The 13,821-nt window shown below is 70.8% G+C and carries 28 protein-coding genes; 3 read left to right on the forward strand and 25 right to left on the reverse strand.

All coding sequences use genetic code 11. From position 1 onward, the window contains the following. Positions 1–15 precede the first annotated feature (15 nt). Positions 16–312: a hypothetical protein gene (locus ABZX65_RS26975; RefSeq protein ID WP_355345172.1), complete on the forward strand. Its 297-nt coding sequence runs from the start codon at positions 16–18 to the stop codon at positions 310–312. 196 nt (positions 313–508) lie between these two features. On the opposite strand, the gene ABZX65_RS26980 is transcribed toward ABZX65_RS26975, so the two are convergent. From ABZX65_RS26980 to ABZX65_RS27055, 16 genes are all read right to left on the reverse strand, one after another. Continuing rightward, positions 509–1,432: a hypothetical protein gene (locus ABZX65_RS26980; RefSeq protein WP_355345175.1), complete on the reverse strand. Its 924-nt coding sequence runs from the start codon at positions 1,430–1,432 to the stop codon at positions 509–511. Further along, entirely contained in the window at positions 1,429–1,683 is a 255-nt protein-coding gene (locus ABZX65_RS26985; protein ID WP_355345178.1) for a hypothetical protein, read from the reverse strand. Before ABZX65_RS26985 ends, ABZX65_RS26980 begins: the two co-directional genes overlap by 4 nt. Beyond that, complete coding sequence (locus tag ABZX65_RS26990) at positions 1,676–2,053, reverse strand: hypothetical protein (RefSeq protein ID WP_355345181.1); 378 nt, start codon at positions 2,051–2,053, stop codon at positions 1,676–1,678. The genes ABZX65_RS26985 and ABZX65_RS26990 overlap by 8 nt, the downstream gene beginning before the upstream one ends. Before the next feature lie 444 nt (positions 2,054–2,497). Further along, positions 2,498–2,899, reverse strand: coding sequence for a hypothetical protein (locus ABZX65_RS26995; protein ID WP_355345184.1), 402 nt, complete (start codon positions 2,897–2,899; stop codon positions 2,498–2,500). 40 nt (positions 2,900–2,939) lie between these two features. Further along, positions 2,940–3,755 carry a hypothetical protein gene (locus tag ABZX65_RS27000; protein ID WP_355345187.1) on the reverse strand — a complete coding sequence of 272 codons (816 nt, stop codon included), beginning with the start codon at positions 3,753–3,755 and terminating at the stop codon, positions 2,940–2,942. Continuing rightward, entirely contained in the window at positions 3,752–4,135 is a 384-nt protein-coding gene (locus ABZX65_RS27005; protein WP_355345190.1) for a nucleoside 2-deoxyribosyltransferase, read from the reverse strand. The genes ABZX65_RS27000 and ABZX65_RS27005 overlap by 4 nt, the downstream gene beginning before the upstream one ends. After that, a complete protein-coding gene (locus tag ABZX65_RS27010) occupies positions 4,132–4,824 on the reverse strand; it encodes a VUT family protein (RefSeq protein ID WP_355345193.1) in 693 nt (230 codons plus the stop codon). Before ABZX65_RS27010 ends, ABZX65_RS27005 begins: the two co-directional genes overlap by 4 nt. Beyond that, positions 4,821–5,105 (reverse strand): hypothetical protein, encoded by a 285-nt coding sequence (locus ABZX65_RS27015; RefSeq protein ID WP_355345196.1) that lies wholly within the window; start codon positions 5,103–5,105, stop codon positions 4,821–4,823. The genes ABZX65_RS27010 and ABZX65_RS27015 overlap by 4 nt, the downstream gene beginning before the upstream one ends. A gap of 283 nt (positions 5,106–5,388) precedes the next feature. Continuing rightward, complete coding sequence (locus tag ABZX65_RS27020; RefSeq protein WP_355345199.1) at positions 5,389–5,802, reverse strand: hypothetical protein; 414 nt, start codon at positions 5,800–5,802, stop codon at positions 5,389–5,391. Between the two features lie 13 nt (positions 5,803–5,815). Further along, positions 5,816–6,133 (reverse strand): helix-turn-helix domain-containing protein, encoded by a 318-nt coding sequence (locus ABZX65_RS27025; protein WP_355345202.1) that lies wholly within the window; start codon positions 6,131–6,133, stop codon positions 5,816–5,818. Then, on the reverse strand, positions 6,130–6,441 hold the full coding sequence (locus ABZX65_RS27030; protein WP_355345205.1) for a hypothetical protein: 312 nt from the start codon (positions 6,439–6,441) through the stop codon (positions 6,130–6,132). Before ABZX65_RS27030 ends, ABZX65_RS27025 begins: the two co-directional genes overlap by 4 nt. Further along, positions 6,438–6,710, reverse strand: coding sequence for a hypothetical protein (locus ABZX65_RS27035; RefSeq protein WP_355345208.1), 273 nt, complete (start codon positions 6,708–6,710; stop codon positions 6,438–6,440). The genes ABZX65_RS27030 and ABZX65_RS27035 overlap by 4 nt, the downstream gene beginning before the upstream one ends. Continuing rightward, positions 6,707–7,039 carry a hypothetical protein gene (locus ABZX65_RS27040; RefSeq protein ID WP_355345211.1) on the reverse strand — a complete coding sequence of 111 codons (333 nt, stop codon included), beginning with the start codon at positions 7,037–7,039 and terminating at the stop codon, positions 6,707–6,709. Before ABZX65_RS27040 ends, ABZX65_RS27035 begins: the two co-directional genes overlap by 4 nt. After that, positions 7,036–7,308, reverse strand: a complete 273-nt coding sequence (locus tag ABZX65_RS27045; RefSeq protein WP_355345214.1) for a hypothetical protein — start codon at positions 7,306–7,308, stop codon at positions 7,036–7,038. The genes ABZX65_RS27040 and ABZX65_RS27045 overlap by 4 nt, the downstream gene beginning before the upstream one ends. A gap of 17 nt (positions 7,309–7,325) precedes the next feature. Further along, the gene (locus tag ABZX65_RS27050) at positions 7,326–8,045 is read right to left on the reverse strand and encodes an ATP-binding protein (RefSeq protein ID WP_355345217.1); all 720 of its coding nucleotides are present in this window, start codon (positions 8,043–8,045) and stop codon (positions 7,326–7,328) included. Positions 8,046–8,048: 3 nt separating this feature from the next. After that, positions 8,049–8,957 (reverse strand): hypothetical protein, encoded by a 909-nt coding sequence (locus ABZX65_RS27055; protein ID WP_355345220.1) that lies wholly within the window; start codon positions 8,955–8,957, stop codon positions 8,049–8,051. A 177-nt stretch (positions 8,958–9,134) separates the two neighbouring features. Between ABZX65_RS27055 and ABZX65_RS27060 the strand changes: the two genes are divergently transcribed. Further along, a complete protein-coding gene (locus ABZX65_RS27060; RefSeq protein ID WP_355345223.1) occupies positions 9,135–9,395 on the forward strand; it encodes a hypothetical protein in 261 nt (86 codons plus the stop codon). A 15-nt stretch (positions 9,396–9,410) separates the two neighbouring features. Next, positions 9,411–9,653: a GIY-YIG nuclease family protein gene (locus ABZX65_RS27065; protein WP_355345226.1), complete on the forward strand. Its 243-nt coding sequence runs from the start codon at positions 9,411–9,413 to the stop codon at positions 9,651–9,653. A gap of 87 nt (positions 9,654–9,740) precedes the next feature. Here ABZX65_RS27065 and ABZX65_RS27070 read toward each other — a convergent pair whose 3' ends face one another. The 9 genes from ABZX65_RS27070 to ABZX65_RS27110 form a co-directional block, all read right to left on the reverse strand. After that, positions 9,741–9,932: a hypothetical protein gene (locus ABZX65_RS27070; protein WP_355345229.1), complete on the reverse strand. Its 192-nt coding sequence runs from the start codon at positions 9,930–9,932 to the stop codon at positions 9,741–9,743. Then, positions 9,929–10,660: a hypothetical protein gene (locus ABZX65_RS27075; RefSeq protein ID WP_355345232.1), complete on the reverse strand. Its 732-nt coding sequence runs from the start codon at positions 10,658–10,660 to the stop codon at positions 9,929–9,931. The genes ABZX65_RS27070 and ABZX65_RS27075 overlap by 4 nt, the downstream gene beginning before the upstream one ends. Next, a complete protein-coding gene (locus ABZX65_RS27080) occupies positions 10,657–10,983 on the reverse strand; it encodes a hypothetical protein (protein WP_355345235.1) in 327 nt (108 codons plus the stop codon). The genes ABZX65_RS27075 and ABZX65_RS27080 overlap by 4 nt, the downstream gene beginning before the upstream one ends. 91 nt (positions 10,984–11,074) lie before the next feature. After that, positions 11,075–11,419: a hypothetical protein gene (locus ABZX65_RS27085; protein WP_355345238.1), complete on the reverse strand. Its 345-nt coding sequence runs from the start codon at positions 11,417–11,419 to the stop codon at positions 11,075–11,077. Then, positions 11,416–12,180: a hypothetical protein gene (locus ABZX65_RS27090; RefSeq protein WP_355345241.1), complete on the reverse strand. Its 765-nt coding sequence runs from the start codon at positions 12,178–12,180 to the stop codon at positions 11,416–11,418. The genes ABZX65_RS27085 and ABZX65_RS27090 overlap by 4 nt, the downstream gene beginning before the upstream one ends. Before the next feature lie 74 nt (positions 12,181–12,254). Beyond that, on the reverse strand, positions 12,255–12,782 hold the full coding sequence (locus tag ABZX65_RS27095; protein ID WP_355345244.1) for a hypothetical protein: 528 nt from the start codon (positions 12,780–12,782) through the stop codon (positions 12,255–12,257). Further along, positions 12,779–13,204, reverse strand: a complete 426-nt coding sequence (locus ABZX65_RS27100; protein WP_355345247.1) for a hypothetical protein — start codon at positions 13,202–13,204, stop codon at positions 12,779–12,781. The genes ABZX65_RS27095 and ABZX65_RS27100 overlap by 4 nt, the downstream gene beginning before the upstream one ends. Then, positions 13,201–13,458 carry a hypothetical protein gene (locus tag ABZX65_RS27105; protein WP_355345250.1) on the reverse strand — a complete coding sequence of 86 codons (258 nt, stop codon included), beginning with the start codon at positions 13,456–13,458 and terminating at the stop codon, positions 13,201–13,203. The genes ABZX65_RS27100 and ABZX65_RS27105 overlap by 4 nt, the downstream gene beginning before the upstream one ends. Then, positions 13,458–13,799 carry a hypothetical protein gene (locus ABZX65_RS27110; protein ID WP_355345253.1) on the reverse strand — a complete coding sequence of 114 codons (342 nt, stop codon included), beginning with the start codon at positions 13,797–13,799 and terminating at the stop codon, positions 13,458–13,460. Before ABZX65_RS27110 ends, ABZX65_RS27105 begins: the two co-directional genes overlap by 1 nt. Positions 13,800–13,821: the final 22 nt, after the last annotated feature.

A 13,821-nucleotide genomic window follows, 5' to 3' on the forward strand; every position in this document is an offset into this window, starting at 1 on the left:
CGGTACCTTGATGCCATGACAGCGACCGAGCCCCAGCCGCCGACCCTCGACGACATCGCCGCCGCAGGGGCCCGGCGCAAACGCGACGCCGACCGCCTCAAGAAGTCCAGCGAAGAGCTGAAAGAACTGGTCCTCGCCGCCCTGCGCGACGGTGCACACCGACCCACCGAGGTCACCAAACGGTCCGGGTGGACGGCCGCCTACGTGCGGAAACTCGCCCGCCAGGAGGGCATCGAACCGGACGATCGGTACCGCAGCCGAGCCGAACAGATGAAGGCGCGCGCCGCCGACGCTGCACCGCCCGCCCCCTGACGTCACCGCCCGGCCGTCCGGTCGTGGCAAGGACACACGCACGCCGCGCCACAGAATTTGCACTGTGCTGGCTTCTTCGCCCCGGCCTGCCCAGTCTTGCCCTGGCAGTAGGCGTGCTCACCGTGCAGGCAGCCGGTGGACAGGTAGGCGTGGGGGGCGCCCGGCTGCTCGCTTCGGGGTGTGGGTGTCGGGCCGGTCACGATCCGCTCCCGTCGGCCTGGTCGGCGGGCGGGGCGAGGGCGGTGCGGAGGCTGGTGGCGATGGCCCCGTAAAGCTCCCGGTCCGGGACTTTGAGGGCCGCGTCGGCGAACTGGTCAAGCTGGGCGGCCACTTCCCGGACGCGGGTGATCGCAGCCTCGGCGGTGTATGCGCGGAGGTCGGACCGACCGCGCTCAGCGGTCCGTGCCTCCAGTTGCTCCCATCGGCGGCGGGCCATGGTGATGAGTTCGGGCCAGTCGATCTCCGGCCGCGTGTGGAGCGCCTCGGTGAGCTGCGACCGCATCGCGGCGAGTTCTTCGGTGAGCCGGTCGCGCTCCGCCTCGGCGGTTTCGGCGCGCATGGTCTCGGCGTAAGCGGCGTCGAGGGTGCGGGCGCACCCGCCGCAGGTGGTCTCCCAGGTGATGCGGTTGCGGTAGTCGGCCAGCTCGTCCAGGAGCGGCTGTACGACGGTGAGTGCTACGTCTGCGAGTTCGTGCTCGGTGAGCCCGATCTCGGTGCCGGTGATGGGGCGGCCGAGGTAGTCGACGATCGGCGGAACGGTGCGGGTCTTGAGGGCATTGCGGAGGGCCGCGCCGATGCGGTCGCGGAGCGTGCCGCCGGCCTGGGCGGGCCTGGTTGTGGGGGCGGTTTCTGACCGGCCGGACGGGGCGGGTACCGCCTCCGTGGGCAGTGCTGCCCGCCCGGCATCGGTGAGCGTCAGCCTGCGGCCCTTCCCCGGCTCGTGCTGGCCGCGCCTGATCAGGCCGCGCTGCATCAGGCCGCGCAGGGTTGCCGTGGCGTATCTGGTGCCCTGCCAGGGGCTTCCGGGGTCGCGGCCGAAGTACAGGGTGCGGGTGGCGGTGGCGGCGAGGGCTTCGCGTTTGGCGGGGCTGAGCGGTGCCGGGTTGGTGTGGCCGGTCACGGGCGGGGCTCCTCGGAGGTGGGCTGGTGTACGGCGACGACGGCGCTGGTGGTCGTTCGGCGGACGGTCCGGTAGGTGTGGTGCGGGTGGTCGTCCATGAACCACGCCGCTTCGGCCAGGGCCTGTTCAGGAGTGGGTTCCGGGCCGATGCTGTCCACGACCCACCGGTCGTCGCCGATCGCGCGTTCGATGACGTACTCGACGTGGACGGGGTGCGCCTCGGGCAGCGGGTCCGGCGTGGTGTCAGGCATGGGGCTGCTCCCCGGCGGCGGCAGGGATGAGGTGGGGCTGGGCGACCGCTTCGGCTGCGGCGCGGGCGAGGTCGGCGTACTCGCCGCCGGACAGGCCCACCGCCTCACCGCGGTGGAGCATCGCCAGGGCGTTCGGGCCGAAGTGGACCCGGACCTGGCGCAGGGCGGGCTCGATCAGGTCGGCCAGCTCGGTGACCGTGAGGCGGTCGCCGACGATCGCGGGCATCCCGTCGTCCATCAGACGGGTCCGCATCAGGGTGACGGCAGGCTCGGCCTCGGCGGCGTACTCGCAACGGCCCCAAGTGAGGGTGTGCACTCCGCTGGTCCGGCAGTCGCGGCTACAGCCGTCGAAGTCGGCTGACTCGGGCATCGTCTGCTCCTTGGGTGGTGGTGTGGGGCCACCCCCGGGGGCGGCGGGGGCGGCGTGGCGGGGGTGCAGTCGTGCTTGCGGATCCGCCCGTCACGGTTCGGCTGGTACAGGTGCTCGCACCCCGGGCACGGGACGGGGACGGCCCCGGGCTCGATCAACCACACGACGTCGGTGTCGAGGTCGAGCCACACGAGCAGGGTCACCAGGGCGTCGGCTTCGATGGAGTGGCCGAGGCCGAGGCGGGAGAACGTGGAAATCGGCAGACCGGTTTCGCGGCCGACGGCCCGCCAGGACATGCCGCGCTCACGGCGCCGGGCATCGAGCCGGGCACGGAGCGCGGGCACGTCCAGGCGGTGCGTGCTCACCAGGTCACCGCCCATGTCACGGTAATGAGCAGCGCGATGGCGGCGGCCGTCACCAGCCACGGGACAACCGCACGGGCGGTCACTGTCCGCCCCCGGGGATCGCGTCGGCCAGCGCCAGGGCGGCCGGGTCCGCGGTGGAGCCCCTGCGGACGGCCTCGGCAGCGGAGTCGAGGAGGTCGGCGATCAGGAGCCCGACCGGGGGGTGCAGGGTCGCGGCGTAGACGGCGTGCTGGGTGTGCATGTAGGCCGGGCGGACGGGGGAGCCGCCGCACAGGAGGAGCGGCCAGGTGATCAGGCGACCGTCGTCTCGGGTGATGTGGTCGCCGTAGAGGTAGCTGCCGCTGCCGGGGTTATCGGGCTGGCGCTGCTCGGTGGTCCAGTGGGCGGTGGGTTCGCCGTCGGGGGCGGTGCTGGCGGCCCGCGCAAGCGTGCGGAGGTGGGTGGCGGCGGCCGTGAGGCGCGCGGCCGGGGTGGTGGTCATGGGGCTCCTTGGTGGGTGGTGGTCGTGGCCGAGGTAGGCGTCAGGCGGCGGTGTCGAAGTCGAGGGTGAGCTGGCGGGGTGTGCTGACGCCGGTGGCTATGGCGGCCAGGACGCGCTGACGCCATAGCTCGGCGTAGCGCAGGCAGTTGGCTTCGTTCTTGTGGGGACCGCGGGATCCGGGGAACCGAAAGGTGCACCCAGCGGGTTCGCGGCGGCCGGCGGCGGACCAGGCCATGGAGTCCGCGGACGGCAGGAGGTGCGCGACCCGCCGCAGCCCGGCGATCTTGAAGCCGAAGCCGTGCAACCGGATCCCATGCCCCGCGATCCGCTCCACCAGCGCAGCGGCCTCCTCGGCACCCTGCCTGCGGCACACCGACCCGATACCAACCAGAGGCTGGGCCCGCAGGTCGATGCCCGCCCGGTCGTACAGGGCGATGCAGTGCTCGTACTCGGCCGGAGTCCAGCCCTGCAGGACCGGGATGACCGGCACCGCCGGGTCGATGGACTTCAGGTCCAGGTAGTTCCCCACCGTGCGGGCCTGGTGCTCCGCGACGCTCAGTCCGGTCTTCGCGACGATCCACGGCTCGCACATCCAGTCCTGCGGTGCGGCCCAGTCGATGCCGATCTCCGCGGTGTACCGGGTCACCTGGGCCACGTACTGGCGGGGGGTGGGCCCGTTGTCCCAGGTGCCGTGGGCGTCGAGTTCGGAGAAACCGCCGGAGTCGATGGCGACCGGGCCGCGGGAACGGTGCAGGGTGTTCCGTTTGGACAGCGGCCGGTTGGAGACGAACAGCGGCACACTGGTGTACTTGATCCACGTGGGCGGGGTGCCGAGGTAGAACCGGGTGCCGATCATGCGGTCATCTCGCGGATGGCGGTGACCGCGTCAGCGACCGTGTGGACCACCGCGGTGGTGTGGTACCGCAGCCACGGGGACACCGGGACCCCAGGGGGCACGACGGCGATCACCGGCAGGCCCCGGGTGTGGGCGTGGTGGATTTCCATGGCGGTACCCCAGGACGGGCGGGGGCACCAGGCGAGGATCGCGTCGCATTGGGCGATGTCGGCGAGGTCACCTTCGACGATCGCGGTCACGTTGGCGTCCTCATGGCCGCGGTAGTCGCGGGCCATGGGGTCCAGGACGTCCCCGTTCAGCAGGGCGCGGGCTTGGGCCCGCCAGGTGGTGGCCTGGTCGTCGGTAAGACCGTTGATGCCTCCGGCCAGGTATGTGGTCATGCGGTCACCGCCAGGGCGGGGCAGGTGTGGGTGCAGCCGGGCCCAGAACATGCCCCGCAGTCCTCGCACCGGTCGTGGGCGCAGTGCCCGCACCAACTGCGGGCCCCCCGCCGGCAGGTGCAGGTTCCGTCGGGGCGGAGCACCCCGGGCCGGCGGACCCGCTGCCACCCGGCGAGGACCACGACAGCGGCAGCGGTCATCCAGGCTTTCCCTGCGAGTTGCCCGCCCAGGTAGTGCAGGGAGTGGAACGCAATCCACAGGAACAGCAGGCTGTCCGCGACCAGGCCCACCGCGTTCGACGCGGCCAGCGCCCCCGTGCGCCCGCGGGCCCGGAGCTGTTCGTACACGGCGAAATCCAGGGTCTCCGACACCAGGAACGCTGCAGCCGACGCCGTCGCCACCACGGGCGACGCCAGCCAGTACGACACCCCGACCCCGGCAACCATCGCCAGCAGGACCGCCTCACGGCCGGCGAGTTCACGGGCCCAGTCCCGCAGGACCAGGGCCAGTCCGACCATGTACACCCCGGCGGGGGCATGCAGGCCCAAGGGCACAGGGGCGGCCGGGTAGTGCTGCACGAGCCAGTTCGCGGCAGGGATCGTGCCCAGGTACCCGGCGAGCACGAGGGCGGCGGTCAGGGTGCGGGCCGTGAGGCGCGCGGCCGGGGACGGAACCGGGTGGTCGGTCATCGGGTGCTCCGGTCGCTGGCGTTGGCGGGGGTGCCGTCGGCGTGCTGGACGAGCCGGTAGCCGGTCTTGCGGGTGGGCGACGCGTGCAGGTGTCGGGTGGGGATGGTGCGTGGGCGCAGCTCCCGCCCGTCGGGGGCGATCGTGATGACGGCGACGTTCGGAACGCCCCAGCGACCGGTGGGGGTTGGTGTGCCCTTGATGCGGATGCGGGTGATGACTCCGTGGCCTGGGTCGTAGGACTCGTACTCCTGGCCGGGCTCGATGGTGGTGGGGTGGGTCATGGTCGTGGGTCTCCGTTTCGGCGGGGTGCGGTTTGGGCGGGACGGGCTGCGTGCCCGCGTGCGGGCCTAACTCGCGTGCGGACCTAGCGAGGGGCGTCCGCCACCCCAGAGGCCGGGAGAGGCGGCACCACGGCCCGCGACGGGGTCACGGTGTCCGGCGCGCCCACCACCAGCAGCGGAAAGGGGGCCCACCCGGCGTGGCGCTGGCCAGGGACCGCCGACCGGTAAACGGACCCCACGGACGCGGCGGAAACGGACGTAACAGGCATGCGGCTTGTGCCTTTCAGGCGGCGGGCGGGGCGGGAGCGGTGTGCGGGCCGAGCGGCAGCGGGTCCCAGAGGGCGGCAACGGTGGCCGCGCACTCCTGGAGCCACGTGCGGACGGCCGGTTCGTCCTCGTCGGTTACCGCGATGCCGACGGAGCACAGCCACGCCTTGCGCTGGAGGACGAAGAACAGCAGCAGTTCGTCCGGGTCGTCGCCTCGGAGGTCGGGGTCGGGGTGGCGGGTCGGGGAGTTCCAGTCCCAGCGGATGAGGAGGTTCTGGTCGCGGTCGGCGCCGTGGAAGGCGGTGTCGGTGAACTCGGCCCAGGAGGCGAACAGGGTGTGCTGGCCGCTGCTGAACCAGTTCCCTTCCTGGCAGTAGTACGGGTGGTCGACTTCCCACAGGTGGGCGGTAGTGGTGTCGGCGTCAGGCATTGGAGCCTCCGGGTTAGGCGGCGGGCGGGAGGGCGTGGAGGTGGCGGCGGGGTTTGGTGCGGGCGCGGACGTTGAGCGGGGCACCACCGAGTGCGGCGAGGAGTTCGGCGCGGTGGGCGGCCTGCTCGGCTGCGGTCCACGGACGGGGCTTGAAGGCAGCGCCCGTGGGCACGGACTCCAAGGCGAGCTGCCCGTCTGGAGTACGGGAGCGCCAGCGCAGTTCGTGGCGGGCCTTATTCGCGGTGGTGCGGTCGATGCCGAGGCGGGCGGCGATACCCGTGTCGGTGTGACCGGCGGCGATGAGTGCGGCGATGTCGGGGCGGACGCTCATGCGGCCACCTCGGCTTCGGTTTCGCGCTGGGGGTGCACGGCGCCTGAGGCGAGCGGGGTTCCGTCGACGGACCAGCATTCGACGCCGGGTTCGACTTGGCAGGTGGGGCAGCAGGCGACGGTGCGGACCCAGGCGGTGATGCGGCCGGGGTGGGGTTCGGTAAGGCGGCGGCGCTTGCTGATGGTGGTGCAGGGGGCGTGGGCGTGCGCGCCGCAGTGGGGGCAGGGGACGGCGCGGGCGGGGTGGTGGGGGGCGCGCACCAGGTGCCGGATCCCCTTCGGCGCCGGAGCACCCCAACGGGCGCTCACGCCGACCCTCCGATTTGCTGGGAGGCGACGCGGAGCATGGCTGCGACTTCGGTCCGGGTGCGGCCGGGCTTGCGCTCCCACGGCACGGTCAGTTCCTCGCCGAGGTGAGTCACGACGGCGTCCCACAGGTCGATCCCGTCCGGACGCTCCCCGCCAGGAGCGACGCGGTCGAGGATGTCGGCGATCGAAAAGCCGTGCGGATCCCAGCGGGTGGACGCGAGCGCTGCGGCGGACCGGAGCATGGACGCGATCTCGGGGCTGTCGGTCATCGGGTTCCTCCTTCGAGGAGTTGGCAGTTGGGGCATTCGCAGCGGTACTGGCCGGGCGGCGATCCGGCGTTGAGCCAGTGGCGGTACTCGGTGATCGCCCGCTGGATTTCCTCGGGCGGGATCGGTTCCGGCGGGTCAGGCGGCCGGGTACCGGCGGGCCACGCGCCCGGCTTCTGGTTGCTGCGCCGGGCGGGCTTGTCCGGGGGTTTCGCGGCGTCAGCAGCCCGCTGGCGGCCCCTGTCCATCTCCGACCGCAGGTACTCCCGCCAGTCCCCCGGCGTCGCACGCATCGCCGCCGTGTCCTCCGGCGTCAGACCATCCGCGCTCACGACAGCTCCTCGGGGATTGCTGGGAGGTCGAGACATTCGGTGTCCGGAGGGCGCCATCCGGCGTCGAGCAAGCGGGCAACGACTCGGCGGGCAGTCTCTTCCGGGGTGCCGTCACCGAAGCCGGGGAAGTTCATGGGGTTCTTGGCGCGCTCATCGCGAACGGCGATGAACGCTTCGAGGTGGGCGACGATCCACTGCTGGGCGATCTCGATGCCGGTCTTGCCAGCGTCGTAGTTGATGCGGGCAATGGCGCACTCGACGGTGGCCATGCGGGGGTCGTCGGCTTTCACGCGACCACCCGCCGGAGGTCGGGGCCGTCGAGGACGACGACGGTCGTCATCTGGGCGAGGCGGGAGGCGATGCGTCCGCCGAGCCGGTCGCTGAGGTCTTCGCCGTCGGTACTGCGGGTGGGGAAGTTGCTGGTGACGATCAGCGGACGGCATTCGTTGTAGCGCTCGTTGAGGAGCCGGTACGTGGCTTCCTCGGTCCACTCGCTGATCTTCTCGGTGCCCAGGTCGTCGAGCAGCAGCAGCGGGATCTTGCACAGCCGCTTCAGTTCGGCTTCGGTGCCGCGCTCGGACCCGCCGGGGCGCAGGAGCCCGTACATGTCGGGGGCGGTGATCGCGATCATCTCGAAGCGGTCGGGCCCGGACTCGGCGATGCGGCGCAGCGCACCGTATGCCTGGTGGGTTTTGCCGGTGCCGAACGTTCCGGTGAGGACGAGGAATCCGGCGGAGCGCCAGTCGTCGGCGGCACGGTCCGCCCACGCGGCGATGTCCCGGTGGGTGGCGGTGGCGTCCCGGTACCGGAAGGGCACGGCGGTGCGCCAACGGCCGACCGCGATCTCGACACGCTGACGGTGGTGGTACTCGGGGTGGCCGGGCTCGTCGGGGTTCGGCGTCTGGTCTACGGGGCCGGGTGCGATGTTGCCGAGGCCGCGGGCTTCGAGGATGGCCTGCATGCGGCGCATGACCTCCTCTCCGCCGAGGCGCTTGGGTTCAGGCATGGGTCAGAAGCCCTTCTGCTGGTGGTAGACGTGGGGGGGCGGAGGCTCGTAGGGGCGATACCCGAAGCCCCTCACTGCCTTGAGATTGGGTTTGCCGTCGGGCACGGGGGCGTGTTTGTCGAGGTAGCGCTTGTCGCGGAGCCAGCCAGCGGAGGACTTGACGAACTGCCAGTCGTTGCCTGCTTGGTCGTGGGCGTAGGCCACGGCGGCGGCGGTGATCTGCCGGGGGTCGGCGCCGTCGAGGACTTCGGCGGTCCAGGCGTCGCGGGTCTTCTTCGGGTCCTGGCTCTTGGGGAAGAGCGCCCAGAAGTTGCCGAACTCGACCTTGTCCTCATCGGTGATCTGGCGGGCAGGTTGCCGCCGCGAAGAAGAGGTTTTCAACCCCGTGTTCTTAAGACCGTCTTCTTCTATAGACGTACCGGCGTGTGGTACGTCGGTAAGCGGTACGTCGGTGCGACCTGCGAGAACGTCTGTTTGTGCAGGTCGCACCGAGGTGCCACCTGGTGGTACGTCGGTCGGGCTGTCCGACGTACCGGCGTGTGGTATGTCGGTCCCACGTGCATCGTTCGGGAATTCCGCAGGTCGCACCGACGTACCGGCATGTGGCATGTCGGTGAGGGTGAGCACTGTGGCGTGGCGACCTCCGCCGATGGGCTCGCGGGTGCCTATCAGGTAGCCGTATTCCTTCAGTTCGGCAAAGGCGGCACGGAACTGGCGCCGTCCGGGGCTGTCCTTGCCGTGAATAGCGACGGAGGCACGCCACGTGTCGTCTGCGGTGGCCTCCCATCCATCGGGGCGGCTGAGCAGTTCGGCGAGGATGCCGCGGGCCATGTGACTGAGGCGCTCGTCTCGCACGGTGCTGTTGGGGAGTTGCACGAAATCCCCCTTCAGCTTGGTCCGGCGAATCCTCACGGTGATCTCTTCTCGTTTCGTGCTGGGCTGGGGCTCAGAGCGTGTGGAACCAAGGACCTAGGGAGGTCCTTTCGTGCACTGGCGCTTTCCCTGATAGCCAACATACACTTGTCCACATGAATGTTGGCTACTGTCGTGCAACTTCTTGTGGCCACACCGATGTGGGACCATGCGCCCATGACCGAGGAGGAAGCCGTGACCCGCCTTAAGCAGGCAGCTCAGGCCAAGCGGGCCGCTGAAGAGGCCGCAGCCGTGTCGTTCGAGACCGCCGTAGTCGAGGCCCTGCAAGGCGGCCTGCGGCCGGCCAAGGTCGCCGAGGCCACTGGTTACAGCTACGAGACCATCCGTCGTATCGCGCGAGCCAACAACGTCGGACGCCTCCGCGAGCCGACCGTCACCAGCCGCAAACCGAAGCCGGGGGTTGAGCCCTCGGCCTGATCGAGGACATCTGACGTGGTCAACATCCACACCGCTCCCACGGCCCTCTACCGGCTCTTCGACACCGAGGGCCGCCTGCTCTATGTGGGCATTACGAACATGCCGAACGTGCGCTTCGATGCCCACCGCATGAAGGCATGGTGGAAGCAGGTCGCACGCAGGGAACTCGTTTGGTTCGATAATCGGCAGGAGGCGGGGTGGGCTGAGGTGCGTGCGATCCGAGCCGAGCGGCCCATGCATAACCGCATGCACGCTTGACCGCAGGCCATCGGCGACGACTGGCGCCATATTCCCTCCTCCTTTCGTCGTCTTGGCCCCGCGGTTTTCCGCGGGGCTTCGTTGTCGTTAGAGCTGTGCTCCGATGCGCCGGAGTGCGGCGCGCGCGTTGGCGATGGAGCGGTGGCTGCGTGTGGGTGTGGCGGGGATGGTGATGGTCCGGCCGTCGCGGGTGATGCGGTAGTGGCCTGCGCCGCCCATGCGGACTTGGAAGCCCTGGCGGCGGACCCGGCGCAGGAGCGTCTGGATGTCTTTGTTCATGCGGCGGCCTGCGCGGACTGGGCAGCGTGGCGGAGGCCCTTTTCGGCGTAGTCGCGGGAGATCCCGAGCCGGTGGGCGATCTGGTCGACGGTGAGCCCCGCCTGCTTGAGCCAGGTGGCGTCTTCGCCGACCTGGTCGATGCGCAGTTGCTTCGCGCCGGGGTCGAAATCGGGGTCGTCGATGCGGTCGACGTCGTCCCAGAATTCGGTGTCGTGCCACTGGTATTTGGCGGCGAGGAAGAGTGCGCGCTTGGACGTGCCGTCGCGGTCGGCGAGTTGCCGGTAGGCGTTGGCGATGCGGTCGGCGATGGTCTGGCGGACGCGTGGGGCGCCGAGGGAGATGACGCTGATGCGGTGCTGGGTCGTGGTGGCGGCGTCGGCGATGGCTTGCTGGGAGTGGCCGCGGGCCATGAGCGCCTGGATGCGGCGGCGGGTGCCGGTGGCGTCGATGTAGAGGCCGCCGGAGGGGGTGACCGCGGCGGGCGTGTTGAGGATTTTGTCGTGGGTGACGCGGTTGATGGTGAGAGTGGCTCCGGAGAGGATCGCCCGGAGGTGGCAGGCGCTGCATCCGGTTGCGGCGGCGATGTCGGTCCAGCCCATGGTCTGGCGGAGCAGGGTGAGGTGCTGGCGGGCCTGGGTGGCGTTGACGCGGTTGGGGATGCCGCGGTGGGTGTTGAGTTCGCGCTGCTTACGGTTGAGGTAGCGGCGGGTCGGCGTTGCGGTGGTCACCGGTTTTCCTCCTGCCAGATGGCTTCGCATTGCTGCCGGGTCTGGTCGTCGTCCCCGCGTTGCCCGTGCTGGTGGACGGCGTTGTACAGCCGTTCCCAGTCGCCGTGGTCTGCGAGGTGGGGGTGGGCCCACGACGGGGCGGGCCTGGGTGCGGCGTTGTGTGCGCGCTCGATGGCCTGGTGCCTGAGCCGTGTTCGGCGGTCGTTCCACCAGGTGCCGCCGAGAATGGCGGCGAGGGTCATGGAGCCGATGACGGCGATGTCGAGGCCGTGCGCACCGAAGGTGACGGCCCACGACAGGAGCGTCCAGCGGGAGGGCTTCATGTCCGCTTCCTGTGGTCGAGACCGGCGGTGACGGTCGCGGCGAGGACGAGGAGCACGGCGAGGAATCCGGTGCCGATGAGGACGGGGGCGTTCATGCGGTCACCTGCTTGCGGGCTGCGCGTGTCCCCCGCCAGGTGCGGACGCCGGAGTGGCGGGTGGTGGGCCGGTCGGAGGCGGCCCACCCGGCTGTGCGGATCCAGCCCTCAGCGGCGAGGAGGTTCATCAACCTGCCCCATTGGTGCGCGGCGTCGGGGGGTTCGGGGAGGTTCGCGGCGTGGGCGATCTCGTACGTCGTGAACGGGCGTCCGGTTGCGGCGGCGGCCTCGAACGCGGGGCGGACGGCACCCAGCCACGTCTCGTAGTCCGCCGCGCGCTGGACGGCGGACGGGGTGGGCGGCTCCGGCATGCCGGGCAACGGGGTCGGGGCGGTGGTCACAGCGCACCGCCTTCGAGCGCAGCGCGGCCAACGCCTTCGAGCTCCAGGCGGATCTGGATGCCCTGGAAGGCCCGGAGCTGCTCGTCGGTCTCGACGGCGAGACGGATGAGCTCGGGCAGGGCGTGCGGGTGGATCTCCCAGGCGGTGCCGGTGAACCAGAACATGCGCCTCGCGTACTGGGCTTTGGGGCCGCCGCTCTGCTTCATGACGCCCGCGGAGCGCAGCTTGCGGCGCCACTGCTCCTCGCCCCACGGCACGCCGTACCGTTGCTGGACTATGGCCGCGGCTTCGGCCCACGTCCAGGTGAGGGGGTCGCCGACCGCGCGGCGAGAGAGGGCGTCGGCCTCGATGGCGCGCACGGCCGCCTCGCTGTCGAGGAGGTAGCGGCGGACCTCGCGTGCCACCTCGGAGTCGCGGAGGAGCATGGCGACGTTCAGGAGGGTCCGGCGGTTGAAGAGGGCCAACGACCGAGCCCGGGAGCGGATCCCACTGACCTCCTTGAAGGAGGTCAGTTCCGAACCGGAGATCACCTGGTATCCGTTGCGGTCGAGTTCCTCGCGGTTGTCGAGGGCCAGGGACTCGATCGCCTTGATGCCGACATCGAAGAAGGCTGCGACGCCCTCGGTGGTGACGTGCAGGTCGTCGGGCAGGAACGGGATGGTCCGCACCTTGTCCAGGACGTCGACTCGGTTGCCGTACTGCTCGCGAGCGATGCGGGATTGAGTGAGGATCAGTTCGTGCAGGGTGACCGGCGTGGTCATGGCGTCTCCCTCGGGCGGGTACGGGCGCTGGGTGGGTGGCCGCCCGCGTTACGGGCGCGGGCGGCCGGGGCGGGTCAGGCGAAGCTGCTGGCCGGCTGTTCGGCGAACACGCCGCTGTTGAGCTGGTTGTCGTCGTCTTCGAGTGCGGAGAGGCTGTGGCACCGGTTGCACAGGTTGATCTGGACGAACTCGGCCCAGCCCTCGGGGACATAGGAGAAGGAGAAGAGCGGCCGGGTCTGGCGGCAGCGACCGCACCGGCCCTCGGCTGGCTGCTCCGGTTCGGGCTCCGGCTGTGCGACCGGTCCGGTCTTGACCGGTCCGACGCTGGCGATGGCGGCGATGAGGCGGGCGAACGCGGCCAGTTGGCCGACCTGGTCGGCGGCGTACCCGACACGGGACCGGCACCAGGTCAAGCCCTCGGGCGGGTCCACGGGCAGCGGGTCGATCACGACCGGCGGCGAGTGGGTGTGGCCCCAGCCCGCGGCCCCGCACAGGGCCTGCTTGCCCGCGAACTTCCCGTCCTCGCGCATCACGTGCAGGCGGCGTACCTGCCTGGCTCGGCGGCCAGTCGCCTCGTGGTAACCGCGGTAGAAGGCCCTCATGCCGTCACCTCGATCTGCCGCATGACGGCATCGAGGGTGGTGGCGTCGGGCGTCCAGAGGCCCAGCGCGCCCTTCGCGGGGGCGGGCGCGGGCAGGGCTACGACGTCGGCGAGGGCCCAGTGGTAGACCTCGGGGTTGGCCCACGGTCCGCAGCCGCGGAGTTTGCAGGCGATGCTGTCGAGGTGGCAGCCAGCGAGGAGGGCGGTGCCGATGATCGCGCCCCGCACGTCGGGGCCGGGCATGACTCCGGCGTCGAGGGCGCGGCGGTCGCCCGTCTTCGCGGCGTGGATGAGGATGCGGGTGCCGATGGCCGTGGCCGGGGCGGCCCAGGTGCGGTTCTCGATGCGCTTGCGGCCCCAACGGGGGTGGTCCACGTGGACGATCGCGTCAGCCCACGGCTGCCGGATGGTGAGCGTCTTCATGCCGCCTCCTTGCAGTCGCAGTGCGGCCCGGTGCAGGCGTGCTGGTCGAGCGGCGTCCGGGTGTCGGCGTGGAGGCGGTACTGGTCGAGGACGTCGTCGATCTGGTACCAGGCGGGGACGCGGCCGTAGCGGTCTTCGTGCTTGTCCCGCTGGTCCTTCAGCCACGTCTCGAAGGCGTCACCGCGTGCGGGCTGGGGCAGGCCGGGGCCGGAGTGCGTCAGGGACGCCACGGCACGGCGCAGGAAGGCGCGCATCAGACGCTCACCTGACGCGCCTTCTGCACCAGTGCCCCGATTGCCCCGGTGGTCCGGTCGATCTCGTCCTGGTCCCACTCGGTGCTGTAGTCCTTGTCGGCCTGCCGCTTGTTCAGGTGGTCGATCAGGGTCTGGGGACGGTCGATGCGGGTGATCGTGTGACGTCCGCTCTGCTCGAACATCGGAGGGCAGGAGCAGCCGGAGTCGTCTCCGTAGTAGAGGGCTCCGGTTTCGACGTCCCGCCAGACGACAGTCAGGTCGAAGCCGTAGCCGCCGGTGCCCCATTCGATCTCGCCTACGGGCTTCAGGCCGAACGCCTCGGGGTCGGTGTAGATGTTCATGGCTTGTGGTCTCCTGGGGTTG

The sequence above is a fragment of the Streptomyces sp. NPDC003300 genome, from assembly GCF_040610915.1.
Lineage (GTDB): Bacteria > Actinomycetota > Actinomycetes > Streptomycetales > Streptomycetaceae > Actinacidiphila.